Annotated in this window: 24 protein-coding genes and 1 tRNA gene; 11 read left to right on the top strand and 14 right to left on the bottom strand. The window is 55.6% G+C overall.

The window, feature by feature from the left end; translation table 11 throughout:
* Positions 1-428: 428 nt before the first annotated feature.
* From EKH81_RS04660 to EKH81_RS04680, 5 genes are all read right to left on the bottom strand, one after another.
* On the bottom strand, positions 429-2,405 hold the full coding sequence (locus EKH81_RS04660; RefSeq protein ID WP_238392119.1) for an ATP-binding protein: 1,977 nt from the start codon (positions 2,403-2,405) through the stop codon (positions 429-431).
* Between the two features lie 107 nt (positions 2,406-2,512).
* A complete protein-coding gene (locus tag EKH81_RS04665) occupies positions 2,513-2,719 on the bottom strand; it encodes a hypothetical protein (RefSeq protein ID WP_132056690.1) in 207 nt (68 codons plus the stop codon).
* A gap of 67 nt (positions 2,720-2,786) precedes the next feature.
* On the bottom strand, positions 2,787-3,899 hold the full coding sequence (locus tag EKH81_RS04670; protein ID WP_238392120.1) for a DUF932 domain-containing protein: 1,113 nt from the start codon (positions 3,897-3,899) through the stop codon (positions 2,787-2,789).
* 37 nt (positions 3,900-3,936) lie between these two features.
* The gene (locus tag EKH81_RS04675) at positions 3,937-4,494 is read right to left on the bottom strand and encodes a hypothetical protein (protein ID WP_132056692.1); all 558 of its coding nucleotides are present in this window, start codon (positions 4,492-4,494) and stop codon (positions 3,937-3,939) included.
* A 187-nt stretch (positions 4,495-4,681) separates the two neighbouring features.
* Complete coding sequence (locus EKH81_RS04680) at positions 4,682-5,491, bottom strand: Cdc6/Cdc18 family protein (protein ID WP_132056694.1); 810 nt, start codon at positions 5,489-5,491, stop codon at positions 4,682-4,684.
* 222 nt (positions 5,492-5,713) lie between these two features.
* Here EKH81_RS04680 and EKH81_RS04685 point away from each other — a divergent pair, with 222 nt between their 5' ends.
* Positions 5,714-6,784 (top strand): Cdc6/Cdc18 family protein, encoded by a 1,071-nt coding sequence (locus EKH81_RS04685; protein ID WP_132056696.1) that lies wholly within the window; start codon positions 5,714-5,716, stop codon positions 6,782-6,784.
* 1,025 nt (positions 6,785-7,809) lie between these two features.
* Here the strand turns inward: EKH81_RS04685 and EKH81_RS04690 are convergent.
* From EKH81_RS04690 to EKH81_RS04700, 3 genes are all read right to left on the bottom strand, one after another.
* Positions 7,810-8,124 (bottom strand): hypothetical protein, encoded by a 315-nt coding sequence (locus tag EKH81_RS04690; RefSeq protein ID WP_132056700.1) that lies wholly within the window; start codon positions 8,122-8,124, stop codon positions 7,810-7,812.
* 169 nt (positions 8,125-8,293) lie between these two features.
* Positions 8,294-8,779 carry a hypothetical protein gene (locus EKH81_RS04695; protein WP_132056702.1) on the bottom strand — a complete coding sequence of 162 codons (486 nt, stop codon included), beginning with the start codon at positions 8,777-8,779 and terminating at the stop codon, positions 8,294-8,296.
* Between the two features lie 57 nt (positions 8,780-8,836).
* Positions 8,837-9,862, bottom strand: a complete 1,026-nt coding sequence (locus EKH81_RS04700; protein WP_132056704.1) for a hypothetical protein — start codon at positions 9,860-9,862, stop codon at positions 8,837-8,839.
* 120 nt (positions 9,863-9,982) lie between these two features.
* Between EKH81_RS04700 and EKH81_RS19815 the strand changes: the two genes are divergently transcribed.
* The 8 genes from EKH81_RS19815 to EKH81_RS04735 all read left to right on the top strand — a co-directional run bounded on the left by EKH81_RS19815 (position 9,983) and on the right by EKH81_RS04735 (position 20,250).
* Positions 9,983-10,345 carry a hypothetical protein gene (locus tag EKH81_RS19815; protein ID WP_368407696.1) on the top strand — a complete coding sequence of 121 codons (363 nt, stop codon included), beginning with the start codon at positions 9,983-9,985 and terminating at the stop codon, positions 10,343-10,345.
* Between the two features lie 2 nt (positions 10,346-10,347).
* The gene (locus EKH81_RS04705) at positions 10,348-11,304 is read left to right on the top strand and encodes a TrbL/VirB6 family protein (protein WP_132056706.1); all 957 of its coding nucleotides are present in this window, start codon (positions 10,348-10,350) and stop codon (positions 11,302-11,304) included.
* Positions 11,305-11,307: 3 nt separating this feature from the next.
* Positions 11,308-11,574 carry a hypothetical protein gene (locus EKH81_RS04710; protein WP_202935062.1) on the top strand — a complete coding sequence of 89 codons (267 nt, stop codon included), beginning with the start codon at positions 11,308-11,310 and terminating at the stop codon, positions 11,572-11,574.
* Positions 11,571-13,424 (top strand): TraC-like domain-containing protein, encoded by a 1,854-nt coding sequence (locus tag EKH81_RS04715; protein WP_132056708.1) that lies wholly within the window; start codon positions 11,571-11,573, stop codon positions 13,422-13,424. The genes EKH81_RS04710 and EKH81_RS04715 overlap by 4 nt, the downstream gene beginning before the upstream one ends.
* A gap of 26 nt (positions 13,425-13,450) precedes the next feature.
* Positions 13,451-14,383, top strand: coding sequence for a DUF8128 domain-containing protein (locus EKH81_RS04720; RefSeq protein WP_162224494.1), 933 nt, complete (start codon positions 13,451-13,453; stop codon positions 14,381-14,383).
* Positions 14,380-16,464 (top strand): type IV secretory system conjugative DNA transfer family protein, encoded by a 2,085-nt coding sequence (locus tag EKH81_RS04725; protein ID WP_132056712.1) that lies wholly within the window; start codon positions 14,380-14,382, stop codon positions 16,462-16,464. The genes EKH81_RS04720 and EKH81_RS04725 overlap by 4 nt, the downstream gene beginning before the upstream one ends.
* Before the next feature lie 126 nt (positions 16,465-16,590).
* Positions 16,591-17,022 (top strand): hypothetical protein, encoded by a 432-nt coding sequence (locus tag EKH81_RS04730; RefSeq protein ID WP_132056714.1) that lies wholly within the window; start codon positions 16,591-16,593, stop codon positions 17,020-17,022.
* Between the two features lie 405 nt (positions 17,023-17,427).
* Positions 17,428-20,250, top strand: coding sequence for a TrlF family AAA-like ATPase (locus EKH81_RS04735; RefSeq protein WP_132056716.1), 2,823 nt, complete (start codon positions 17,428-17,430; stop codon positions 20,248-20,250).
* A gap of 321 nt (positions 20,251-20,571) precedes the next feature.
* Here the strand turns inward: EKH81_RS04735 and EKH81_RS04740 are convergent, their stop codons facing one another.
* Entirely contained in the window at positions 20,572-21,696 is a 1,125-nt protein-coding gene (locus tag EKH81_RS04740) for a tyrosine-type recombinase/integrase (RefSeq protein WP_132056718.1), read from the bottom strand.
* A 185-nt stretch (positions 21,697-21,881) separates the two neighbouring features.
* A tRNA-Gly gene (locus tag EKH81_RS04745) sits at positions 21,882-21,952 on the bottom strand.
* A 247-nt stretch (positions 21,953-22,199) separates the two neighbouring features.
* Between EKH81_RS04745 and EKH81_RS04750 the strand changes: the two genes are divergently transcribed.
* On the top strand, positions 22,200-22,997 hold the full coding sequence (locus EKH81_RS04750; RefSeq protein WP_132056720.1) for an NAD+ synthase: 798 nt from the start codon (positions 22,200-22,202) through the stop codon (positions 22,995-22,997).
* 13 nt (positions 22,998-23,010) lie between these two features.
* On the opposite strand, the gene EKH81_RS04755 is transcribed toward EKH81_RS04750, so the two are convergent.
* From EKH81_RS04755 to EKH81_RS04770, 4 genes are all read right to left on the bottom strand, one after another.
* Positions 23,011-23,613: a MoaD/ThiS family protein gene (locus EKH81_RS04755; protein ID WP_132056722.1), complete on the bottom strand. Its 603-nt coding sequence runs from the start codon at positions 23,611-23,613 to the stop codon at positions 23,011-23,013.
* A 97-nt stretch (positions 23,614-23,710) separates the two neighbouring features.
* A complete protein-coding gene (locus tag EKH81_RS04760; RefSeq protein WP_132056724.1) occupies positions 23,711-25,309 on the bottom strand; it encodes a bifunctional N(6)-L-threonylcarbamoyladenine synthase/serine/threonine protein kinase in 1,599 nt (532 codons plus the stop codon).
* Between the two features lie 129 nt (positions 25,310-25,438).
* Complete coding sequence (locus EKH81_RS04765) at positions 25,439-25,573, bottom strand: 30S ribosomal protein S27ae (protein ID WP_132056726.1); 135 nt, start codon at positions 25,571-25,573, stop codon at positions 25,439-25,441.
* Positions 25,573-25,884, bottom strand: coding sequence for a 30S ribosomal protein S24e (locus EKH81_RS04770; protein ID WP_132056728.1), 312 nt, complete (start codon positions 25,882-25,884; stop codon positions 25,573-25,575). Before EKH81_RS04770 ends, EKH81_RS04765 begins: the two co-directional genes overlap by 1 nt.
* Positions 25,885-26,120: 236 nt before the next feature.
* Between EKH81_RS04770 and EKH81_RS04775 the strand changes: the two genes are divergently transcribed.
* Positions 26,121-26,258, top strand: a complete 138-nt coding sequence (locus EKH81_RS04775) for a hypothetical protein (RefSeq protein ID WP_162224495.1) — start codon at positions 26,121-26,123, stop codon at positions 26,256-26,258.
* Positions 26,259-26,273: the final 15 nt, after the last annotated feature.

Below are 26,273 nucleotides of genomic sequence, written 5' to 3' on the forward strand. Positions count from 1 at the left end.
ATGATGGGTCCTTCTCGTGGCGTTCCGCGGTCTGTCTCTCTCTGTCGTTGCGTTCGCGGGGTTTGGTCGGGTAACTCGCGCAGCCGATGACGCTACTTCGATTGCTTCTTCATAGTACTTTGACTTAGCAACAGAAACCGGAGTCAGCTCTAATCCAACCGAGGGATTCCAAAACTTCTGTTTCCTCGATGGTAAGCGAGTTACCAGACACTATGTTCCGATTTCGGGAAACAGGGTAAACACCCACCAACCTACCTGTACTGCGCTCAAAATCGGGGGAAACACGGGAAATAGCAAGGGTTTCGGATTTTAACAATTCCCCATTGAATTCACAGCGGCTTAACCCGGATCTGGACCTGATTTCGGTTGCAGCAGGGTTTTGAAGGGTAGACAGAGAGAAATCTCGCCAAGGGGTTATCGATGAGACCTTAGTTCTCTTCGAAATCACGGGTTTCACGAAACACGACCGGTTGGGTGTCCAACCCCGCTTTAGAAACACGGTCTTCCAATCCTTCCCGGATGTCTTGGTTCCGGCACACCACCCAGATCGCATCGAACCCGGTCTCTAAGTGATTCTCGATGTGTTCCCGTTCTCGGCTGGTGTTCTGCATCGCAACTTCCACGACGATCTCCAGTTCACCAGTATTGACGTAGACATCCGCATCAAACAGTTCCAGCTCGGCGGGCCAACCAGCGTCCTCAAACGTTTTCTTTACCTGGTGCTGCCAGTACCGGTGAACGATTCCCCCACGTCCTTTCTGCTCCGGATCACACTCCAAGTTGTCCTCAACGTACGAGTATCCGCGTTTGGTTAGCTCGAGAAGCTTCGATGACTTGGGCCTAGTTTGAACCCTTTTTTCCTCCACAATTCCGTTGTCAGCCAGCTCGGTCTTCGCATCGTATCCTATATGCGGACTTGAGAACTGGTCATACCGTTCAGTCAACCCTACGAACGGATACTCAACAACATCTCTAAGCAGTTGCTCGGCCTCCTCCGAGAGTGAAAACGTTTGACTTGGGTCGCTAATCACCTCCTCGTCCCTATTCTGGAGACCGACTAAGTCTTCGAACCCTGATGGTCGTTGTCGAGACGTCGACGATAACTCAGTCCAGTACCGGCCCTGCATCTGTTGGAGCTCTGCATCCGTAACCTGCTTCGCTAACTCGAACCCGTGGAGAGCTACATGGACAGGATCATTGTTTCCAGTCTGGAGAACCGCTTCACCCACGTCTAGTTGCTGTGCCACTGATTTCTGTCGATTCGAGAGATGTAGTGATTCGGCTATCGCCTCGAACTGTTTCCGGTCACCGGTCGGTAACAGTAGTTTCGTGTATGTGTTCGCCTTGATCGAGTCCGTCAATTTCGAGGCTTCCTGATCGCCCACAATCAGGGCTTCTCCGAACTCACGGAGTCTTGCAGTAAGGTCATCGATAGCAGGAATACCAGCAGCGTCCTGACGCTCTTTATAGACACTGAATACCTGTTTGCCCTCATCGAGAACAAAGACGTGGTTCAGCCCTGTATCGCGGTCTGTCTGCGCCAATCGGTACTCGTAGACCCAAGCCAACAAAACCTCCATCAAAAAGTTCTGGACATCCCTGTTCAATCCGTCAAACTCGAAGACCACATCACGCTGTAACAACCCTTCCAGGCTGTATCCTTCACTACAGTCGAAGATCGTCCCTGCACCGAGGTTCATCGCCTCCACACGGTTCAGAACAGTATCACGGTAGTTCGCAGTTTTCCGGACATAGCTGATGTTGTCCGACGCCAACACCGCTTCCAACTCATGCAGGCTCGGATACGGCGGCGAACACTCGTCGAACAAGTCGTACAACCGGTAGAGTTCGATAATCGACTTGAACAAGTAATTCTTCGACCCGGAGAGCAATGAGGTTGCGTGGCCGAAGATCTCGCTGAAGACCTGCGCCCATCGACGGGGAGGCACAGCAGGTGGCGGCACCAACGGATTGAACTCGAACTCGGTCCACGGAAACACCAGCAGGCCATCGAGTTCGCTGATGAGGTGGCGGTAGTCCTGTTTCACGTCGAAACTCCAGAACGGAACCTCTAGCTGTGACACCAACGTGTAGAACAGCGTGGTCTTCCCTGCGCCGGACTGCCCGACCGCCAACAGGTGTTTCGTTAAATCCTCTGCTGAAAGCTGGACCTGATTACCTGTAGCAGTCTCACCGATCTCCAGAGTTCCATCAGTAGATCGGGAATCAAATGGCTGTTGCTGCTGCTGGACCGTCTTTCCAATGATGGTCTTCTCAACAAGATTCGAGAGATATTCGTTTTCTGAAGCCGCTGACGCCAAGATCAGTCGCTGAACCGTTGGATCATCAAGAACCTCATTCTGGTCCGCAAAATCGAAAAGTCGCTTCCCGGCAGATCGACCCATACACTCAAAGAATGAGTGAGAACCATTCTACTACCCTGGCAAACACCGGGATTCCGATGAAAAACAAGGAATCGAGGGCTGCCAAGAACACGTCCCCCGCTCTATTCTTATTCATCGTGGGACTGGTCTGGTCCGCTATCTCGCACCTTCTCCTCGGCGCTCTGTTCAAATGCGTTGTCGATAGCGGCTTTGTAATGCGCTTCAGGGAAGTAGTTGAACAACCCGTATTTTAAGCGGTCCCTTGCGTCAACAAAGAGCCAGTCGGGCTTCCTGGTTTCGACGTACTCCTTCTCCTCGAGATAGTCGTCTATCACGCTGTCCGGATCGATTCTGTAATCACCTGGATGATTGTGGTTTGCGTGCCTGGATTCGACAAGGAATTCAAGCCTGTATCTCGTGTTTCTCCATGAGGTCCCGAAGGCTGTCTGTCTCTCCTTCCCAGTACTCCTCCTCGTCGGGATTGTCCGCATCCACCAAGTGTTGAACCCGGTTTTCCACCACGTTTCTTCCAAGTTCCGCTGAGTCGGGGACACGGTTTTCCTGATCGAGAAGCGTTGCGGCACGATCAAGACCGTCGTCCAAGACGTACTCCGGAACATCGGTTGAGAGATGCGTCAAGGCGTAGGTCGCGGCGTTGTAGGTTTCGTAGAGCGATGGATTCTCCGGATCCTCGACCTCCGTGTACAGCGCGTTCACCAGGTCCGCGGTCGGATTCTCCAAGTACCGGTCCAAGCCGAGGTCGTGAAGCACTAGCAGCGCCTCATCCTGGTTTAGCAACCGTTCTTCCTGGGCTTCTTTCAGCCGGTTCTCCACGGTGTCCGCACCATTAATCATCGAGTCGACGGCGTGGTAGGCTAGCTGTGGTTTGAACGGTTCGCTGTGGGTCTGCTCAAAGCTTTGTTCCGTGATGAAGCTGGTCATCCCGTTGCTACAGACCAGGCGCTCGGCCCCGAGGCTGTACGTCAATCCGTGGTAGCCGCTGTGACCGCTGCGCGTGTGAAGCTGTAACGCCACCTCGTCTCCGTCTCGCGGCTCAATAACATCGTCTAACCCGATTTTCGCCGTCATCTTGTGGCTGTTCGGTGAGAGCGAGACACGGCCCTCCGGCTCAACATGGTGGTGCTCCAACTGGCGGCCGACCGCATCCAGGATCTCGCCATACTGGATCACGTTGTAGAAGTCCTCAAACGTGGAGACCTCGCCGGCGAGTTCGCCGGTGTCCGTCCAGAGGCTGTCTCTCCAGGGCACCCGTTTCCATTCGTCAAGCTCCTCGTTTCGGCCGTAGACATCGTGGCGCTCAACCTGAGGAAGGTTTTCCGCGGTTTCGTAAAGTCCGTCTAAATCGTCGAACGTGTAGGTTTGCTCCATCTGGCAATTCACCTTATACCAGTAGTTCCGGTTTTGAAAAGAGTAGTAGCCGACGGGACACCTCGGTTCACTTGAGTTGACAAAGGAAGGGAAAGCGACCCTGTAGAACCCCGTTGAGATGACCACGGGCTGAGGTCTATACTCAAAGATTGTGGACCGGCGGTTACGAACTGCCGAAATAGTCCTCCGCAATTTCTTCGAGTGACTCATTCGGATGAGAAGTAGTCACGGTGCTGTTCGCATCTTCCGGCATCGTAAGCTCAAGAACTCGACTGACATCTGATTCCGGAATCAGCGTGATGTTGAAGCCTTCTTGCCCACAATACTTCATTTGTTCTGATAGTCGGCCTACGGCGATTTCTGTTTGGATATCGCTGTAGGGGACTTTTGGGATGAGTTCCCGGACCGCCGAAAATTCAAGGCGAGCACCCTCCTCGTCATCGCGGTGTACCTCATTGACGGTCAGGAGGTGACTCAGGCATGCGCCATGTTCGTCGACACTACTTGTACAATAGAGCAGGCCCTCGTCACCAGAGGTAAGCGTCTGCCAGGCGTCGTATCTCCCGAATCCCTCTCGCTTCCAGAACGGACTCGCATTGAAATACTCTCCGTGACGAAGGGGTTCATCACAGAATCGTGGACCATTTGCGCCCGCAATATAGGCCGGAGCAGCCTGTTCCTCGATGGGATGGCCACTCGCCTGAATCAAAAATCCCGTCATAGTACCCTCCAGTCCCGGTAGTGACAAAATAGTATGCCTCTCTCGAAGTACCATTCTCCTGTGAGTCAGTGACGACTGCTTTCTCTACCCGATATGCGCCTCGTATCCAGCAGGGTCGCTAAAACAGTCACTAATTGAGGGCTTCGATAAACGGAGAATACTTCTCTGTAGACAATTTTTAGACAGTTCACCGATCTCCATTGGCGAGATCTCGCTCCGTAACCTCGCGTACACCGTGTCGCATCGCTCGGCGGCCAGCTTGGAGAAGCTGTTCGAGTGCTTCCCGGCAGTCTCCACTGGTCTCTGCGACTTGCTCCGCGATGGCTTCAACCACGTCGCTGTCGACTGTCCCGGGTTTGAATGCCTGTTCGACAGCCTTCTCAAGGATCTGCTGAAGTTGGTCAGCAGTGTAGGGCTCGAACTCGATGGGTCTGCAGTTGAGCCGGCTCCAGCTCCGGGAGTCAAGCACGAGTGCGTCAGGCGGTAAATTCGAGATCATCACGAGTCCGAGTTTGTTCCCGGTTTGCTGGCTGAGCATATGGAGATCGTAGGCAACCTCAGTTTTATCTCGGAGCTGGTCGAACTCATCGAGCGAGACTGCGATGCTCCGGTTTTTCTCGAGCCATTCACGGAGTTTAGAGAGCAGTTCGTCGACCGGCTTGCCTTTCCGTGGAGCGGGGTAGCCGAGCTGGATGAGGAGTTCGGTGAGCAGCGCGGGGCGCGTGGAGTACTGCCAGCAGTTGATCCGGATCGTTTTCACGCTGGTTTCCTCCGTGAGGGCGTCGAGGACGTGGTTGACGCAGACGGTTTTGCCGGTGCCGGGTGGACCGTGGATGAGCAAGGTTTCAGGTGTATCACGTTTGGTGAGCGGTCGGATACCGTCCCGGATTGAATGGACTTCGCTGTCGCGACCGACTGGCGGAAGACTGGCTTCACCGTTCAGGTAGCGCTCCGCATGAATGATGCCACTACGAGGGGAGGTGTTGTTGTCGAACATCGGTGGATCACGCTCACCATCGTTGTCTATCAGTGAGGATTCAAAAGCGGAGTCCGGGATGGTGTTTCGTATGTGCCGCAGTGTACAGGTGTTCGAATGGCTTCAGCGCTAATCATACGTCGTGAATGAGGGGCTCCGGTTCACCTGTCGTCATCGTGCGTTCTCCCAACTGAAGGCCGGGGTCCGAAAATCCGTGTGAGTCTCACGCCCCAAGCTACGCCTATGACCGATATCATCGATACTCCTGACCCGTTGACCCGGACCTACCTCCCGGCCCAACTTATTGATCGAGAACCCGAACAGGAAACGCTATCCGAAGCGTTTGCGGCGGACACCGAGACCCGGCTTCAGCACGTCCATCTCTACGGGCCTCGTGGCACGGGGAAAACCCACTTGGTCAAGCAGTTTCTCACGACGTTTCCATCGACAGTGACCACATGTTACGTCTCCGGGCGACCGCACGATACGCAGTATAAAGTACTTGAGCGACTCCTCCAGCAGCTGACCGGCGAACACGTCGGAACCGGTCACCACATCGCTGACCTGCAGCGCCGACTTCGAGACGCAGTGAATCTGGAAACCGTGGTCGTCATTGATGAAGTCGAGTTCTTGTTGTTGAACGATGGCGATGATCTGCTGTACTTCCTGACCCGATTGGAGAACACGGCCGTGATTACGGTGTCAGCGACTCACCGAAGTCTCGAACCCGAGGTCGATGATCGGACCTACAGCTCGTTTCAGCCTCGGGTCCTGACGCTCAACCCGTACACGCCGAGCCAAGTCCGGCAGATCCTTGCTGACCGCGCCCGGCGCGCGCTGGAACCGCAGTCGGTGGAGAGGACCGCGCTCTCCCGGATCGCAGCAACCACCTCGAACATCGCCATCGGGCTATGCTGGCTTCGAACAGCCGCGGAGGCAGCCGACGACGCAGTGACGCGGAGTCTGGTCGACGAGGTTCAGTCCACAGGGTATGCGGCGTACGTCACCGAACTGCTGGCGGATTTCACACCGCATCACAGGCGGCTCTACGACACGATTGAGTTGCTGGACCGCGACCGGAATCCGGTTATCTCAGGGGCTGTGTACGAGGCCTACCGCGACCGGTGCGCTGACACCGGTGTCGAACCGCTAAGCGAGCGCCGGATCAGCGATTTCCTAACCCATCTCGAACTCCTGGGCTTAATCGAAGCAACCTACCACTACGGCGGTCGGAAAGGCAAAACCAGGGAACTTCAGCTCGTGGACTGGGACGAGGACACCCCATCCAGTGATTCCTCATCAGAAGAACGCTGAGAGATCAGTCTCGGTTAGTTCACGGAGTTCTCGGTGGAGGTGCCGTCGTTCTCGTTCAAGCTGGTCACGGTCACGCCAGTGGGTTCGTTTGGCCTCTTGGAGCTGTTGTTCAAGCTCTCTGACTCGGCGCTTCTGATCAGTGAGTCGGTCTATGGGAATGGACGGCCGTTGTAACCGTTCTAACCGGTCCTGTTCCTCTTGGATTGCCGTCTTGAGTTCAGCAATGGTTTGGTCATGGATCTCGGTTCGGTGTTGGAGCCGGGTTTCCACCTGGGTGAGTTCGGTTTCGATCCGATTTTGTTCCTGTTCATGCGATTCAGTCAGCAATGCTTCCAATTCTGGGCCGTCAAAAACGAGGTCCTGCTGGCCAGCCGAGGGATTGCTACGGCTGGGCCGTGAGTCTGCCAGGAGGTCTTCGTAGTCCGGATACCGCATAGCAAGGTTCTCCACAACCTGTCGACCGAGGTGAAGACTTACGTGGCTTCTCTGTCGCCCTGATTCACTAGCTTGCGATACCGTTCAGCAGCCTCTCGGTAGAACCGTGGAAGCGACTGGACCTCCTCCTCTGACCAGGAACCAACTTCGGCGAGAAGAGCTTCGGCTTCCGCTAGTTCGTTTATTGACACTTGGATTCACCCTTTGGAGCTTGTCGAACGTGAGGGCTTTATGAATACGTGAGCGCCTCGCTACACTTGGGGCGCTCCGATGTGTTTTCTACTGGAAATCATCGATTCCGGACTGGTCCATTAACACGGTTATTGCGTACTCGACCCGTTGAACGTTGACTTCGTACAGGCACATCTTGGTGTAGTCCTTCTCCGCATCTTGGACGGCTTGCTGCTTCAGGAATCGTTCTGCGTCACCGACTGAACTGAAAAACAGGTCTGTGTCAGCGCTATCCGCCCGGTAAACCGCGTCGCCACTATCCGGGTTAAACCAGCAGTACACCGTGTCTCGTCTCCGGTCACCATAGAGCTCGGAGCCGTCATTTGCGTCCAGTCTGGTTGCGTACTCCAGCAGGTCAGCTATCTCCCGAATATGCCATCACCTGACTTTTGAAGCACTGTAAACTCGGTTTCGATCACCCGGGTCAGGTCGTAGCCACCGTCCGGAAACAGTGTCTCGTCACCGAGATCGGTGTCCACCCTGTATCCGCCGACGGTTTCCAGTTGCTCAGTGCTGAAGCAGCCGTATTCCCACCGATCAAAGGTGCTCGGGCTTCGAACCCGGCCATAGTACAGGTTTTCATCTATTTTTCCATAGGCTTCCCACCGCCAGTTCGGGAGCAGCAGTGCTTCCCAGACTGCCAGCGGTTCCTCGTCTTCATAATCTGCGACCATCGCAATTCGCCGGGCTGGCTTTTATCAAGAAGTCTCAAACCGGTTTCCGAAGACCGGGTTTCAGATGGAAATTGATGCCGAGAGTTATTTACGTAGATTAAGATCTGATAGGAATGAGTTGGGAGCGGTGGATGCAATTAGATACATATCTTCATTGGTATCAGAGCCGTCAGATGACATCAAATCCTTCGTCTTCAAGAATTCGCCTGATATCGCTGATTGTTTCTCTGCTGTCTCTTCCTCCTCGGTAATCTAGTTCGAAATAGTTGCCGTCTGTACGGACGCGGTACACAACTTCGAGCAAGCCAGGATGAACTGGGGAATCTGTGGGCTCAATATCTAACTGTCCTTCTACCTGCCGAAGTATCTGGTTGGTCAATAACTCATGACCGTCCTGAGGTCCGTATTCAAAAAGGGCTGTGATCGGTTCACCATGCATTGGTCCTAGAAAGTTTTCTCCGTGCATTTCTGCCAGAAGATTCTCTAAGGCAGGTTTAGGATCAACATCAGTGCTTTGAAAGTCGTCATTCCGTGAGGCTCTGAAATGGTAGCCGTGTAATTTGTAACCTTCCGCTGTAACCGCTTCCCCGCCGGATTTTAACCCTTTGACTAGCTCTTCCTTGTAATCTCTAGTGAAGAATTCGATGCCGGCCACCCCCTACTGGTAAAATCACGCTCCGTGATTAAATAATAATATAGTGTAGAGTATATGCTAAGACCACCACACTTTCGGGTCCTTTCTTTTGATCGATGGAAGAGGCAGATATATTGTAACACAAGAACGGTCCGTCTCAGAACTATCGTAGTGTCTGGCTTGCCATTCAGAATTAACCTTCGTCCCGTGCTGTATCCTATCTCCAGTTAAGTACTGGCCAAGATGTTTCATCCATGTATTTCCTATATTTGTTCCATCGCTTGCCCAAAACTTGAACCCGCCCTTTTTCGGGAGTATTACTGTTTGGGCTCCTGCCGAGATGTTTGTGAACTTAGTGTCAGCATCCTCTCTTTTGTATCCAGGTTTGTGGAGCTTGGTTGTTACTTCTTTTAGAGTACAAGTTGGATCCCACAGTACCCAAAATTTCTCAATAGGCTTCGGCGGCAGGGAATGCGTTTGCGTAATGGATTCTACATCGTCCGTATTGACAGTAATAGAGTCCTTTGAACCCTCTTGAGCTTCTTCTAGTAACGGTGGAAAATCCGGAGATACTGGAACTACATTGACACGCTGTCCGGGATAGGGAGTGTTTGAAGCCAGATCAATGACTTTCGATGGTTGGGCGGTGCCGAGAGTAGTACCGAAGACAACCGGCTCACCCTGATCCGCTCCCCCATCGTCCTTGAGTTCAGGATATCGATAGTCGAAGAAATCATCCACATTGTATATCCGGAACTGATTGGCGCTAGGGTTAATTTCAGCTACTAACGGAAACGATGGATTTTTGAGGATATCGTCCTCCCACCGACTAGGAATGGTGAGTGCTGGACTTTCCTTTGTTCCACGAATTGAATAGTATCCCAGGAGATAGGATCCATCTTTTTTGGTCGGCTCTCCGTAGATGTATGCAGAATCTTTTCCGACGTTACGCTTATCGATCCATATATTTGATTTGGGGCCCAAATCAAGCTCGGTAATTCGGGAAGGTAGACCAACGGTGTAGTATATGCCGCTCTTTCTATCATCCTTCTTATGTACTGGTTCAATATGATATGTGATATTTCCATTCCCTTGTTCTGTCATCGATTGTGGCATTTTCGTATAGGAGTGCGAAAGCGACTATTGTTATTCGCCACCTGAACTCGGCGTAGGGGAGCCCTGAAACCTCGACTACCAACGGGGCTTGCCTAAGAGAGAATACCGATGACCGAACATACAACACGAATACTGGCAAGGCTGTCCGCAATTGCGGTCCTGCTCACGAGTACAGTCCAACCGGCCCTAGCAATTCACGGAATCGTCGGTTGTAACGGGCAATCAACGCTGGAACCGATTTACCTGCTGATTCACCAGGTGGTGGTACTGATATTCAGCGTCGGCGGGCTGCTTGCTGCGGCCGCCCTCACGTATGCGGGAGTCCAAACGTTGTGGGGCAGTGAGGATGCGAAACGGCAAGCCATTCACCGGGTGCAACGAGTGTTGATGGCTATTGGATTAATTTGGACTGGACCGTTCATCATCGCGTTCCTGCTGATCCCGCTTAATGTCTGTACCGGAGGTGTCTAACGGTGTCCCGGAAACTATCCTTCGTCAGTCTCGGTGTCCTAGTGTTCCTCCCGGATACCTTCTTGACCCAAACCGGTGATGACCTGGGTATCAGTCTTCCTCTTCAGATATTCGGCCCGTTTCGGAACCTGGCAGAGGAAATGATCAACGTCTTCGTCGACGTCCTGTTTCAAGCCGCGACGATTCATCCGAATCCCCCGGTCACGTCAATTCACCGACTGACACTGATGGTAGCCCTGCCTGCCACAGTAGTGATTGTCGTCCTCGCCGGGGTGTCTCAGGTTACTGAGGGATTCGGTTTCTCATTCGGAGAGCCCCGCCAAGTCGTCCCAATTCTCGTCGTCGGACTCGGGGGCGCGGTGATTGCCTTGCCACTCTTACAAATCCCTGCGGACATCGCCAACGCACTTGTAGAGGTGTTCCGGCCAAGTGGTTCGGTTAGTATTGAAGAGTTAGCAGGGTTGACAGCCGGGCTTGGACTGGTGGTGGTGATAAACGCTTTTCTGTTGGCTGCCTTGGTGATACTATTTGTATTCAGAAATGTGTACCTGCTTTTTATAGCAGCAGTATCTCCCTTAGTTGCAATTGGTTGGGCATTGCCGGCAACGCGGCCGTACGCCCGGTCGTTCTCGTCGGCATGGTTTGCCCTGCTTGCTACTGCGCCGGCAGATGCGCTCGTCCTCCGATTCAGTCTCGCACTGTTGGAGGGACCGTTCCCGGATTGGATCTGGGGAGTTGCATCTTTCAGCTTGATGTTATATATTCCGTACCAGTTGATCGCTGTCTCGCAGGGCATTGTTGGCGGCCGTGGGCTCGCAGGTCGTATTCAAGGGTCGTGGCGACGGAGATGGCCGCCTGGTGGAAATGGGGGAAGCAGCGGTGGACTGAGCGATGAGGAGCTGCGTCGCCAACGGCGTAATCAGCGACGTCGCGACCGTGATCGCGGCGGGAGGTGGTGACCGATGCGAAAACGAATGTCAAGCAATCCGGACCGATCCATCAAGTACTTCGGCTGGTTCACGTGGAAAGACCTGCTCCGGCTTGGCCTTCCGGGCACCGTGCTGGCCTGGATGACCGTGGGACAGTCAGCCGCGGTGACGCTGGGCGCGAGTTTCGTCGGCGGGCTCCTCGGGTTGATCTGGTTCGGTGTGCGTCCAAATGGCCAACCGCTCGAGGTCCACCTCTACCATCTCCTCCGGTGGATTGTCCGCGGGGAGGACCAGCAATGAAGCGGACCATCGATCCGCCAGCGCTCACGATCCGGCAGCCAGCCATTGTCGTTGATCGAAATGCTGCGCTAGCTGTGCTGCGAGTATCCCCGGTCAATCTCGACTTGAAGACGGACCAGGACCAGGAAGCGCTTCATCAGGTCTACCAAACGGTTCTCGATACCATCTCGTATCCCATCTACATCTACTCGCGTCAGTCACCGGCAGATCTGGACGACTACGTTGAGCGGGTTGCTAGCAAGCCCAGCCATTCCAGGCTTCGAGACGAGTACACGGAGTACTGCCAGCGTGTCGCCGCAGACGGATTCGTCCGGACTGACCACTTCGTTATTATTCGCGTCGTTGCTGGCACCCACGAGAGCACCGGGAAGGAGCTTCATCGCCGAGTTCAAGAGGTGAGATCAGCGCTGTCTGGCGGTGCGTTTGCCGTCTCGCAGCTCAAAGGGGAGGCACTCGCGCAGTTCGGACGACAGGTTGGTAACCCGGTTCCGAAGCCTTCAGAGCAGTACTGCGCCACAGCAACGGACGGCTTCGATGAATACCGGCGGCTGGTGACGGTTGATGAGTATCCCTCGGAGATTGAGTTCGGCTGGCCGCGCTTCCTCCTTCGGGTTGACGGTCTCGTTGATGTGCTCCAGGTGTTTCGGCCGATGGATATCGGAGCGGCGGTCCGGAAGCTACGACGACACTCGGAAATGATGGACGCTGAGATCGCTGCGTTCCTTTCGCAGGGCCATAAGGGAATCAACAAGCTTGAACGGTCCCTGGATGACACCGAGTGGTTCCTCGATATGCTGGCGAGGCACGACTGTACACCGCTCAACTACGGGGTCTACGTCACGGCTCACGGCTCAACCCCCGAGACAGCGGACGCCACCTTTGATCGGGTGACCACCCAACTCGGGGCCCTTCAGCTCTCGTTCCAAGAGCCGGGGCTTCGGAACGACTACGCGTACTACACCGACTCGCCGTTGTATGGTGATCCGCTCGATGAGACGCTGCTGATGCCATCGCTCTCGGCCGCGATGGGGCTGCCTTTCGGTAATCAGCCAGTTGGAGAGACCACGGGTGTGCTGTACGGGGTTGACGCGGTAGATGGAACCCCTATTCTGGTTGATCGGTTCGGGTGGGACTCTCATTCGATGGCCGTGATGGGAACCCTTGGATCTGGCAAGAGCTATTCGGCTCATTTAGAGTGCTTGCGGTCGGTGCTTGTGTATCCCAATCTCCTGCTCATCGTCGTGGATCCGAAGCAGGAGTACCGTCAGACGATCGAAGCACTCGGCGGTGAGCATCGATCCGTTGTCCACGGCAAGGAGTACGAGTTCGATAGCCAGGTCCTCGGTTTCGAGGTTGAGGAGCGCGGCGAGTTCGAGAACGTGGCGGCATTGGTTGATCTCGTTCGCCAGATCTACGCCGCGACCTCGAAGAACCAAATGCGAACTATCGTGGTGATTGACGAGGCACGACTGCTGCTCAAGGACGATGCGGGACGCCATGTCCTGAATCAGTTCGTGCTCGAAGCTCGGGACATCAATGTCGCGGTCCACTTAGTGACGCAGAGCTGGTCGCATTTCGCCGATTCCTCCAAAGGGCGGGACATCCTCGATCATGTGCCCGGCAAGCTCTTTTTCGGGCATGAAGAGCCGCCGGACTCCCCGATCCTTTCTCGACAGGAGGAGCTGGACATTCAGGGCTTGAAAAGCGGGGCAGAGGCTAGCCACAGTGAAGCCTATCTCCACGTCTCCAACGTCGTCCACACGAAGCTCAAGATAGGGTCGACCGCGCTTGAGCACCGCATCTTCGACGGGGAGCCAAACCAGCCCGAGTCGGTAGCGGTGGGAGAATGACCCGGCTCATACCAGCGTATACGGAGGTGGACGAGGACCAAGCAGAAGACTTAGCGACCCCAGCGAACCCGGTGTACGCTGTCGAAGTGCAGCCACCGAGTACCGGTGACGTGCCGCCAACCGTTGAACGGTTTCTCCGCGGGATTCTCGAAGTCCAAACCGGATTCCTCGGCGTTCGAAACACATCGCCATGGGTAGCGTACGAACTCTTCCGGCCACGGACCGACCGGCTCCGGCTCCAGTTTTGCGTCCCGAACGCCCGGTTGGAACGCAAGGTCCGGACACACCTCTCGAACGAGATTCCTGAGATTGGCTTTACATCCGGAACGCCTCAGTTACCGGTGAAGCCAGGTGACTCAATCGGAGGTGCGATCCTTACAACGGGGAGACGTGATCGATATCCGCTCGCTACGGAGTTCGACCCGCCGCCAAGCAACAGCCTCGTGGCTGCGCTTCACCGCCACGCTATGCGGGATACACGAGTCGTGGTTCAAGTTCTGCTGCGCCCGGTTGTGGGGCGGTCGATTCGTGAGTGGTGGCGGAAGCGCGACGCCTACAAAACAGTGGATCATCTGCGGTCGGAGACCTCACGGATGCGAGACAGTCAGTCCGCGACACCGCGGAAGCGGAACCAGGCTGATGCGGTCGAGACGAAAATCGACCAGCGACGGTATCAGGTATGCATCCGATTTGCAGTGATCGGGGCTGGGGAGTACACGGCGAGCCGGGTCAAGGAGATCGCCGGTGCGTTCAACGTGTTCGAGAATCCGGTGAGCGGACAGTACTTCGATATTGATACGATCCGGGGGCTGCGCCAAAAGCGGTTTCTCGAGTTCGTTCGGGCGATTCGCGACCGCGTCTTTGGAGGGTACAGCCTTCGCTTCCACGCTACAGTCGACGAGCTTGCCGGACTGGTCTCCATTCCGGACCGCGACCAGGAGAATCTCGAGAACGCATGACACCGAACGAAACCCAGAACCTGATCACGAACTCCACCGGGTCCTCAAAAACGCACTTGGGCTCGCGGACCAGCATCCTCGGCGTGGAGGAGCACGTCTCAATTCGGGATGAGCACCGCGTGAAGCACGCGGTGACCACCGGGGCAACGGGAGCCGGGAAGTCGAAGCAGTTGAGCCACGTCGCGCTTCAAGACGTCTACAAAGGCCACGGACTGGCGGTCCTCAACTCCAAAGGCAATCTCTTAGACGAGTTCTTGGCCAAGCTCCCGGAAAACCGGTATGACGACCTGATCTACGTCAACCCGGTCGAAGACCCTGTCACCGGAATCAATGTCCTCGAACCGTCCGTCGACGCGTCCGCGTCAACCGCCGAGAAAGCCAATCAGGTCGAGATAATCGTTTCCAACCTGATTCAGTTGTTCAAGCGCCGGAGCAGCAACTGGGGTGACCGATTCGGACGGGTCCTTGCCACACTGCTTCGCGCCGGGATCAACGCCAACATCGACCATCAGACCCGGTACACGCTTCTGGATATCAAGCACTGCGTCACCGACACTACCCAGCTCGCTAACTTGATTGACCACACGCGTGATCCGGAGCTCCGGTCGCAACTAGTTAACATCAAAAACAGGTTGTCGGACAAGGAGCTTGAACCCGTGGTCCGCCGATTAAACGACTTCACAGAGAATCCGGTCGTGAGACAGGTCATCGCCGCCGAGACCAGCGATATCGACTTCCAAGCCGTCTTGAATCAGCAGAAGATCCTGGTGCTGGATGTCCGCGAAGGAGCGGTTGGAAGCATCGTCGCAGAGCTGCTGGCCTCTCTCGTGATCACCAAGCTCTGGGCCGCCGCACAGTCACGGTACAACCACAACCGGGACTGTTCACCGTTCTACCTCTTCGTCGACGAACTGCAGACGTTTCCCAGTGAGGGACCGCACTTCGCGGAGATCTTGAGCAAAGCACGCGAATACCAGTTAGGTTGCTGGCTGACCACGCAGTATCTCTCTCAGCTCCCCAAATCGATGCGGGACGCGGTCAAGAACAACTGCCGGACCAAGCTCGTGTTCGACCCATCTGGTTCAGAAGACCTGTCGAAACTGGCCCGGATGCTTCACGGGATCGATCGGGACCAGCTGACCCGGTTAGGTGACTTCCGGGCTGTCATCCAGCAACCGGGGACACAAAGGCGGAACCCTGCTACCATCGTCGATACGTATCCGCCATGGACTCCCGATTACTCCGATCTCGATCATTTGAAAGACAAGGCGACAGTTGCCACAGAAACCGGTCTCGGACAACAACCCACACTCGGGAAGGGAGTGAACGCTGGCAAGGAAGAACATACCCGGCTTCTCTCCGTTGCGAGAAACGAGTTGGAGGATCGAGGCCTCCGCGTTCAACTGCTGCATCAAGACGCGGGCGACGACAAACCGGATGGTCGTGTACATCTTCCGACCGGTGAGATCGCGCACTTGGAAGCCGAGCACGCCACCCTCTCCAAACCGGCGAAAGTCCTTCGGAATCTACAGCGAGCGGTCGACCAGAATCGTGAATGCATCTTCGTTGTTGAAGAAGGAAATGCGACGAAGCTACAGCAGATTGTCGCTGATCCCGTCAACCGACACGGTACCCAGTTCGAAGACGAGCAGGGACGGTTCAGTTACTATACCGGCGATGGCGAAGAGTCCTTTACCGAGATTGACAGAGTGGCGGATGCTGAGTATCGGATCTTGGAAATTTTTGAAGATGGGGCCTCCCTCTACGATGAGGCCGATTCCAAATCAATGGATTCTGATGAGTCCGAGATGGCGGACGACGCGCTTCGAGACATCGACCGAACTATTCTAACCTGTATCAGGGAAGATAAGGACGATACACACAAGATTACGTCGGCAACTGGCCTCCCGACCCACAAAGTTAATTACAGCTTTGACAAGCTCAAACGCTTCGGACTGATTCAGGTGAGCGACCCGGTGACGGTGGAGCGCGTCACGGGCAGGCAGAAACGTGTCTTCGACGTGAAACCCGTTTCACTCACGCCGGACGGTGAGAAATACCTAGAATCGAGCGGTCGGTGAACACAGCTCTCCTACTGTCTGTAGCTGCACGGATTGGAAAGCGACTGTTCAACTTTCGCTGGGCAACCTGTTGCTGTGCAGAATCGGTGCTTCGCTTTAAGTTCTGCTAGCGTCAACCCAGGTGTGATGACCGACTACACGGAATCAGATAGCTTCCATGTTCGCGGGCGAATCGAGGGCTACCTCCAGGGAACCGCAAACCATACCGACGAAGATACCAGCTTTGACCCGGATACTTGGACGGATCTCTACGGGGCCCGAGTCATCTATGATAGTTTTCCAGCGTGGCCGAGTGCCGACGCACGTGAACAGGGGGAAGACCCATTCACCCTGTGCGATTGGGACGAGGAGACTCAAACATTATCGTTGAAGCAGGGAGTAGACTTGCCAAGAGATCGACCCGGAGTCGTGGTATTTGGTGATGGGACTGCTGTAATCGCTCGGGATGGCCACGCACGGATGTTCACGCTCGCCGATTCGGAGCTGGCCATGATCGAGGAGTTGGCTGAGTTGGCACTGGAAATGCTTCGTGACGCGTATGACTATACCTCCAAATAATTGATTGTCCACCAGATCACGATGGTTCAGAGCCGTCTGGTCTGACCCTGTTTTGAAATAGGTTAGAAGCGTCGTCGATTGGGTTCGGATACGGGTCTGAATCAGCTTTGAATGGCCAGCGACTATACGCTGTCTACGACTTTTGACCTGGTGGAATCGGTGGTCGGGCTTAGTCCCTAACAGTAGTTAGTAGCATGGTTCCACGAAGGAATAATAATGGACCTAAATTCTATACTATGGGACAAAAGACGAACTGATTCATTCAGGTTCTTTCCACCAAGTCCATCCAGCGACTAGCAACGACCATTTACGTTCCTTGGCGTTCGAATATAATTGGTTTATATCAATATTACCATTCGTGGGTGATAGAAAGATAGTAATTACCCCCGCTTGAAAACTGTTCATATGAGTCTTGACCGCGGTTCCGAGTGGGGAAAATGGGATTTACACGTTCACACCCCATTGTCATTTGAATCGTCTTTTGGCATTACCGATGAGGAACGAGAGGCAGTCGATCCAATACCAGAACTCCAAGATATCGAGACACCAGATAGACTTGATCCGGAGCTCTGGGAAAAATATATAAACAAATTGGAAGGCATTGACCATGTTGACTGTTTAGGTATAACTGACTATTTCTCACTTGAAGGCTATGAACTTATCAACGAATTACGGGAGAATGGATATCTGGACAATTTTGATTTGATTCTCCCGAATATCGAATTTCGGCTGGATACTATCACAGGTGATGGGAAGCGAATCAATCTCCATGTCGTCTTCTCGGAAGACCTATCAGTAGATGATATTCGAAATGAATTCCTTCGGAACCTCAAAATCCAGATTGACCAATCCAATGAGAGGACGTTGCGACCGGAATCCTTGCGACGCTTAGGTCGCATTGCAAGGGACTATCATGGTGATGACTGCTCAGACTATGTCGCCGGTTGTAAGTACGCGAGAGTGAAGCTGGACCAGATTATTAACGAATTAGAATCAACTAAAATATTTGAGGGGAAGTATCTCATCCTGCTGTCCGGAGCCGAGTGGGGTGACATCAACTGGGATGGCCAAGATGCAGAGAAAAAACGCCAACTTCTCACGAAAAGTCATGGCCTCTTTTCGAACGCACCGGACGACCTCAGGTGGGCTACCGGACGAAAAGACCTTTCACCGGATGACTTTGAAGATGAGTTTGGGTCACTGAAACCCGTTTTTTCAGGGTCTGATACCCATGATTTCGAATCACTTTGTGAGCCTGACCAAGATCGGTATTGTTGGCTAAAATCCGATCATGATTTTGAAGGATTAAAGCAAGTTGTATTTGAGCCGCGAGATCGGTTGGAGATTGGGGCATCAACGCCGCAATCTTTCACTCAGATTCAAACGATTCGTTCACTGTCCATTAGGGATGGTTATGTCAACCAACAACTGTCGATCGGCGAGAATGAACTCCCGTTCAATGCAAATCTAATCACCGTTATAGGAAGCCAGGGATCCGGGAAAACGGCCTTATTGGATCTTATAGCGAACTGTTTTCAGGATCGGCGAAATACCGCCGTGAATGACGACAATTCATTTATAGGGAGAATCGAGGACTCTGATCCAAGAGTTGAAACGGAGATTACATTCGAGGATGTCGACCCGTTCACGAAACAGGCTGTAACTGAAAATCCCGATTTCATCGAGGGTCCCGATATATCATACATCCCACAAGGAAAAATTGTTGAGTATTGTGAGAAAGGGGATAGATTGCATAAGCAAATCAAGGATCTCGTTACAAGTGCTGTCGACGGTGAGTCCTCCGATGCTATCGACGAATTCCAGTCCCACTGGGTGCTCATCAACGAATTAACTGACGAACTGCGACGGCTGAACTCGAAACTTCACAATATCAACCCGCCGGAAGTACGATCGAATCTTAGTGATGAACGAGCTAGCCTCAAGCAGGCACAAACAGAATTAGAAAACAAAGAGTCAGAGATCCAAGAGTTCAAGGAGAAGCATGAAGCCGAACTAGAAGAAACAGAGGTAGAGGAATTGCAAGACAAAATAGACGCACTCCGAGATCAAGCTGAGCAGTTGGGTGATCTTGAAGAATTGGTCAAAGAGGCACTTACCGATCTTGAGTCCATCAATTCGTTCAATGACCGAGTGGACAAGATCGACTCAAAATGTAGTGAGTTTGAACTCCAACCGAACCTAGAAAAGATCGACCTGAACGGACAAGAAACAGCGCTTGAAACGTTGCTCGAAGAGGTTGAGAACAAACAACAATCGATCTCCAAAGCTCGAGCGGAAATTAGAGACCAGATGGAGGATTCGACTGAGGCTGAGGATCAGCTCTCGGAGCTTCGTGAAGAACAAAGGCGGATTGAGGATGACATAGAGTCAATTGAAAATACTATTACAGAACTTGAGGAAACAGTAGATGCCGTTACTGAAATCCGACGTGACCGGAAAGACACATTTGTCAAGTATGTAGCTGCTTATTTCCAACAGCGGGCAAACTACGGAACCATTACAGACGAGTTTGCTGATGATGATGGTGATATTCTAGGTGATGTCGAGTTCAAGCCGAAAATAGAGCTAACTGGTGATAGAGTTGATGAATTTACCGAATTGCTCGACCTACGATCGGTAAATGATGACGATGTGAAAGAAGGACTCTACAAGTTGCGCAATATCATTAGTGGCGAGCGTCCCGATGACCTCGAATCTGCCGTGTTTGAGTATATTGAAACAATGGAATATCTACGAGAAGATATGCGATCCGAGGTTGAACCAATCGAGTTTGATGGGCTTCTCTACGACGACTGCCTGACCCTTTCGGAGGAGATCTATTATCAGGGAACGCCGATGAGTCAACTCTCGCGAGGGCAGAAAGGGACGGTATTGCTGAAGATATATCTTGCCGAGGGCGAGAACCCATTGATAATTGACTCACCTGAGGATAATCTGGATAACCGATTCATCTACGATGAACTGATTGATGCAATTCGTAAAGCAAAATCCAACCGCCAGATATTCATTGCAACTCACGACGCAAATCTAGTGGTCAATACTGATTCCGAACAGGTCATAATATCGTCCTTCTCGGATGGGCAGATTGAATACGAGGCTGGTGCACTTGAAAATCCGGATATTCGATCGGAAGCGAAGGATATTCTAGAAGGAGGAGATGAAGCATTCCGCCGGCGCGAAAAAAAGTACAAGCTTAGTCCACAATGAAGGTGGCTCTCTGTTCCTACTTCAGTCGTGTTCAAGTCCAAACTTGAAGATGCTGATAACCACTGCATCAAGATTCTGACCGCCGGATCCGTCGAGTCAGAGGGTTGATCATGCTGCTCTTCGAAGCTGTCTCTGGCGACGTTGAGTGCGATAGCCCCGGAATAGTTCTGTGTAAGTCAAGAGGACTGGACTAATCGATGCAATAGCTGAACTTGTTAATGCGAGTTTTTGGAGTCATTCAATCTCTGTTCGGACGTTTATGGGGCCGTTATCTATAATTACGGAGCCTGATTGGATAAAGAATCTATGCTATCACTACTGCTAATCCCACTTGTTTACGGTCTTCTGTCGGTCCTCGACTGGTGCCTGGTCGTATCGCACTGCCATCTCCTTCGAGCGCTGCCGGAGTTGCTGCTGTACCGCTGCTGGTCCTTGATCTCGGCTCATCTGGGTACCAACGCTGTGCCGGATGCTGTACCACGAAATGTCGCGGTTCTTCGTGGGGATGTCGGCGGTTTCACAGAGTTTTTCGAGCAAACGATTCAGCGACTCCGACCCATAGGGATTGCTGTAGCGCGTCAGCCAGAGCGCATCCGTCCGCCGGTACTTCTCGTAGCACTCGCGCTCCGAAAGCCACTTCCGGAGGATGTTCGCGGTCCGGTCACTCATCGCGACGTGCCAGTTTTCGTGGTTCTTCGTCGACTCCTCTTTTGGAATGCGGAAGAGATTGTTCTCCAAGTCAAGCCAACTGACCTTCGCCCGGCCCACCTCCTTCGGTCGGAACCCGGCGTCCATCGAGGCGTAGACAATCGAGGTGTACTTCCAGCCGTTCGCTTTCCTCCAATCGTCCTTGGTCACCTTGTCTTTGGGTTTCTCGAAGCGCTGCGCGAGGTACGCCTTCCACCGGTCGCGCTCTAGCGGATCAACGCTGTTGTAGTGCGGAATCGACCCGTGCTCGAGGACGGCCTGCTTGATCTTCCGACGCTCATCCCCGGTGAGGAAGTCGCGGACCTGGTGGGTCTGCGATCCGCCGTTGGTGAACTTGATCTCTGGCTCCCAGTCGATGTCGCGGCCCTTCTCGTGGGTCAAGAACTTGAACAGGGTCTTGATCGCCTTCTGAATGCCTGCTTTGTAGGTTTCCGAGTGGTCCTCGTAGACCAACTCCTTGGTGTAGGCGTCTGCGTGGTCGGTGGTCGCATGTAATGTGTAGCCGTCCTCGTGGTCCCAGAGCCAGCGAAGGAACCGGTCGATCTTGTATGCGCGTTGCCGGGCCGTATCGTAGGCGTAGCCCTCGGCTTTCTCCGGATCCTTGCCGAGATGGCACAGCCACTTGATGAGCTGGACGCGATGATCCCGGTAGTCCGCCAGCTGTCGCTGATTTAAGTAGTGTTCTGTAGCTTCGGGGATGACGACGATGTCTTCGATTTGGTCACGACTCTGTGCCATGAGCTTTCACCTCCCGGGTCACGAAAACCGTGGTCGGGCTGTCTCTAGTGCTAGTAAGCCTGAAACGTTTTAAAACCCGGGGACGGCGTCGGGGTCCGATTCGGCCACCCGGATTGTAAGCTTCGATTCGGGTCATATGGGTTTCTCTGGAAACCCGGAAAACCTGCGGGAGAAGGTCTGAGGAGTGCGCCGGCCGGGAATTGAACCCGGGCTATGAGCTTGGGAAGCTCATGTCCTACCACTAGACCACCGGCGCACTGCGCTTCGCTTGTGCGCCGAGCCCTCGTTCACTCCGTTCACGAGGACACCGGCGCTCGTTTCACCCGCGCCGAGCCTGACCTCGCTTCGCTCGGTCAGACACCGGCGCTCGCTCTGTTCGTTCTTCGGCGTCGCACTTCAACGTAGCGCTTCATCCGCCTGTTCGCTCCCGGTAGACCGACCGTTCGTCCACAAATTTCGACCCGTCACACGTCTTTTAGTCACCGCCCGCCCAATTGTCGTCCATGATAGACCTGCAATTCGCCGACGACGAACTCGACGCCCGCCGGGAGCACATCGTCCGGTTCATCCGCGAGACCGCCGAATCCGCCGGAACCGAGCAGGCGGTCCTCGGTCTCTCGGGCGGCATCGACAGCACGCTGACCGCCCACCTCGCGGTCGAAGCGCTCGGCGCGGAGAACCTCCACGGACTCGTGATGCCGGGCGCGGTCAGCCGCGAGGACAACATGAGCGACGCCGAGTGGGTCGCACAGGACCTCGAAATCGCCTACGACGTGTTCGAGATAAACCCCATCGTGGACACCTTCCTCGACGCCTACTCGGAGGCCGAAGGCGACCAGACGGCGGTCGGCAACGCCCGCGCCCGGACTCGCGCCGTGCTGAACTACCTCGTCGCCAACCACGAGGGGTCGATGGTCCTCGGCACCGGAAATCGGAGCGAGGCGCTGGTGGGCTACTTCACCAAGTACGGCGATGGCGCGGTCGATTGCCACCCCATCGGAAACCTCTACAAACAGCAGGTCCGCCAGCTGGCGAGTCACGTCGGCGTCCCCGACGAACTGGTCGAGAAGCCGCCGACCGCCGGACTCTGGGCCGGACAGACCGACGAGGAGGAGCTGGGCATCGACTACGACGCGCTCGACGCCATCCTCGCGCTCCACATCGACGGTCCGCTGTCGGTCGCCGCGACCGCGCGCGAAGTCGAGGAACTCACAGAAAAACAGGTCGAAAGAGTCCGAGAGATGTACGAGCGAAGCGAACACAAGCGCCAAGTTCCGCCGTCGCCCGAGTCGCTACGGTAATTCCTCGGTCGGCTTAGTTCGATTCCTCGGCGACGACTCGGATGGCGTCTCCTTCCTGAAGCACGTACTCGTCGGTCGTCACGGGCTCGCCGTTGACCTCCACCACGACCCGGTCACCGTCGCTCTCCCGGTAGGTCGTCCCGTCGTACGACACCGTGTTCTCGGTCACGTTGATGCCGAGCGTGTCCATCGCGTACGCCAGCGTCACCCCTTGGGAGTGGACGTGCCACTGAGACCCGTCGCCGCTCTCGAAGTGGAAGTGGTCGTTCTGATACTGGAACTCCTGACGGCTGAAGTCGAGTTCCTCGCCGCCGATTTCGGTGGTCATCGGGCCGTGGTAGTGGACCGACCCCGGGGAGTGAGGGGACGCGCCCGCTTGCCCCGACGACCCGCCGCCCGAGAAGAACAGCAGGTAGGCCGCCAATCCGACCGCGATGAGGACGCCGACCGCTCCGGCGTACAATACGAGGTTTCCGTCGTCGCCGTCGTCGAGCGCGGCGACGCGGCGAACCTCTATCGGGCCGAGGTCGTCGCCGTGTTCATCTCGAAGGTGGCGCAGATACGCCTCCTCGTCGTCGAATCCCTCGCCGCAGTAGTCACACTCCTCCGAACTCATATAGGGAGTGGTAGGGCTTCGACAGTTTCAGTCTTTGCTCTGCGGCCGCAAACGAGGGGAAAACGAACGCGGCGTTCGGAGGAACGCCGCGTTCGTGCTACTGGTATCGGCCCCGGCCCTCGATTTCGCGCAGTTGGGCCAGCACGTCCGGGCCGCTCGACTCGTGTTCCTCGCTCGCCTCCGCGTAGGCGTCCTCGAAGGCACGTCTGAGCGCGTCGGCGTCGTCGGCAGTTCCCGCGAGACTCTGGCCGAAGACGTGGAGGTCCATCGCGTAGTCCTCGGCGTCGTCGGTGTAGTAACCCAGACCGAAGTCGATGGCGTAGGTGCGACTCTCTCCGACCCGGAAGTTCCGGGTCGTGGGGTCGCCGTGGACGAACCCCGCGGCGTGAATCGCGGCGAGGTGACGCCCGACATCGGCCACCCGGTCCGGGGTCAGTTCGGTTCGGAGGTCGGCCTCGCCCACGCGCTCGAAGACGAGCGTCCCCTCCGCCGGGTCCACGTCGTGGACGACCGGCGTGGGGACACCGTGCCGTCGGGCCTCGCTCGTGAGTCTGGCTTCGAGGACCGTCCGGTCGCGGCGCAGGCGGTCGTCGAGTTCGGGGTGGCGGTAGCTCTTGGGGACGCGGCGCTTGACCACCCGGTCGGCCTCGAACGTGACTGTGGCCTCCGCGCCCCGGATTTCGTCGCTCTCGTCGCGCCAGCGTGCGACCGATTCGTCGTCGCCCCTCCACGTGACCGCCACCTCGTCGGGTCGGAAGTTCGGGTTCACCGCCGACGCCTCGATTGGGAGGGTGTCGCCCGCCCGCGCCATTTCCGCGCCGAGAACGGCTATCATCCCGGCGTTGTCCCGGAGGAAACGCGGTTCGGGCGCGTAGAAGTCGGCCCCGCGCTGGTCGCACATCTCCGCGAGCATCTCCCGGAGGCGGTCGTTCTGGCCGACCCCGCCGCCGAGGACGAGCTCGTCGCTCCCGGTCAGCGAGAGCGCGCGCTCGGCGACTTCCGTGAGCATGGCGAAGACGTTCTCCTGCAGGGAGTAGCACACGTCCCCGACCGGCACTCCTCGGTCGTAGGCGTCCTTCGCGGCGCTCATGATGCCCGAAAACGAGAAGTCCATCCCCTTCACGACGTACGGGAGTTCGACGTACTCGCCGTCGCGCGCGGCCTCCTCGACCTTCGGACCGCCGGGGTGGGACCACCCGATGTGGCGGGTGAATTTGTCGATAGCGTTGCCGACCCCGGTGTCCATCGTCTCGCCGAGGACGCGGTAGCGACCGTTCCGGTAGCCGAGGACGTGGGCGTTCGCGCCCGAGGCGTTCAGGCACACCGGCGAGTCGAACCCCGACTGCTGGCGACCGATTTCGAGGTGGGCCACCATGTGATTGACGCCGACGAGCGGTACGTCGAGGGACCCCGCCAGCGCGCGCGCGGCCGTCCCCACGGTGCGCAGGCACGGGCCGAGTCCCGGCCCGCGCGAGAACGCTACCGCGTCGATTGGCCCGTCGGCCTCGCTCAGGGCGGTCACTATCACTCGCGGAACGGCGTCGCTCATGTGCTCTGCGGCCTCGCGCGGGTGAATGCCGCCGCTCTCGGGCTGGTAGGCGTCGGTCTCGATAAAAGCTGCGTCCGGGTCGCTCTCGTCGTCGTACACCGCGGCGCTCGCGGCCCACGCGGTGCCTTCGACGGCGAGGACGCGCATTCGCTCGCTCACGGCTCCTGCGCGCGGCCGCAGGCCGCGCGCCGCTCGCACGGCGCGAGGGAGCGAAGCTCCCTCGCTGTCGCCGTTCGCTTTTTTACGATGCGTCTCGCTTCCGCTCGTTGCATCGCCCTACTTCCACTCGGTGTAGCCACACCGGCCGCAGTGGAGGCGGTCGTCGTGGTCGGCGAGGAACGCGTCGCCACACCGGGTGCACGTCTCGCGGTCGGTCGTGCCGTCGTCGTTGTAGAGTTCGTTGCGCGCCATTATTCGGCCTCCTCGGCTTCCGCCTCGCCGTCGGCGGTGATTTTGTTGCGTTCGAGCATGTAGTCCTGCTCGACGTCGCGGGCGTGCTCGGGACTCTCGTACACCTTCGCGTAGCCGACGGTCTTGCGCATGCCGAACTTGGTGTTCATCTCGTGGACGACGACCTCGCTCGAATCCTTGTTGAGTTTGGCCGCGAGGCTGTCGCGGACCGACAGGCGCGAGGGGGTCTCTTCGTCGTGAACTATCTGGAACCGCACTTCGGACCGGTGGAGCATCGGATTCTGCTCCTCGGAGAGGATTTCGACTTCCATGTGTACTCAGTTACTCAGTTGTACTCCTCGTAGCGTGTAAAAGGATTTCGAAGTGGACAACCGCTTTGCGGACGGACGACTTCACGACCCCGCCGCCGACACGGTGGGTCTCGGGCGCACGTGGCCGATTTTCAACAGAATTTCAGCGCTACCTCCCGAAAGTCGATGAAATCACGTCTCGCATGGTTTTCCGGCGATTCCATAGACTTATTTGACGGGATGCTGTACTTACTTCCATGACTGATTCCGAGTACGACTCCGACGAACCCGAGGAAGCGACGCGTCTTCCCGAGGGAGTTCTGAAAGGAATCGAGGACGTTGTCGAGGGTCGGACGATGAGCGACGAGGATTTCGACGACGTTCTCGAATTCTAATTTAACGCTTCCGAA

Source organism: Halorussus amylolyticus, from assembly GCF_004143485.2.
GTDB classification, from domain to species: domain Archaea; phylum Halobacteriota; class Halobacteria; order Halobacteriales; family Haladaptataceae; genus Halorussus; species Halorussus amylolyticus.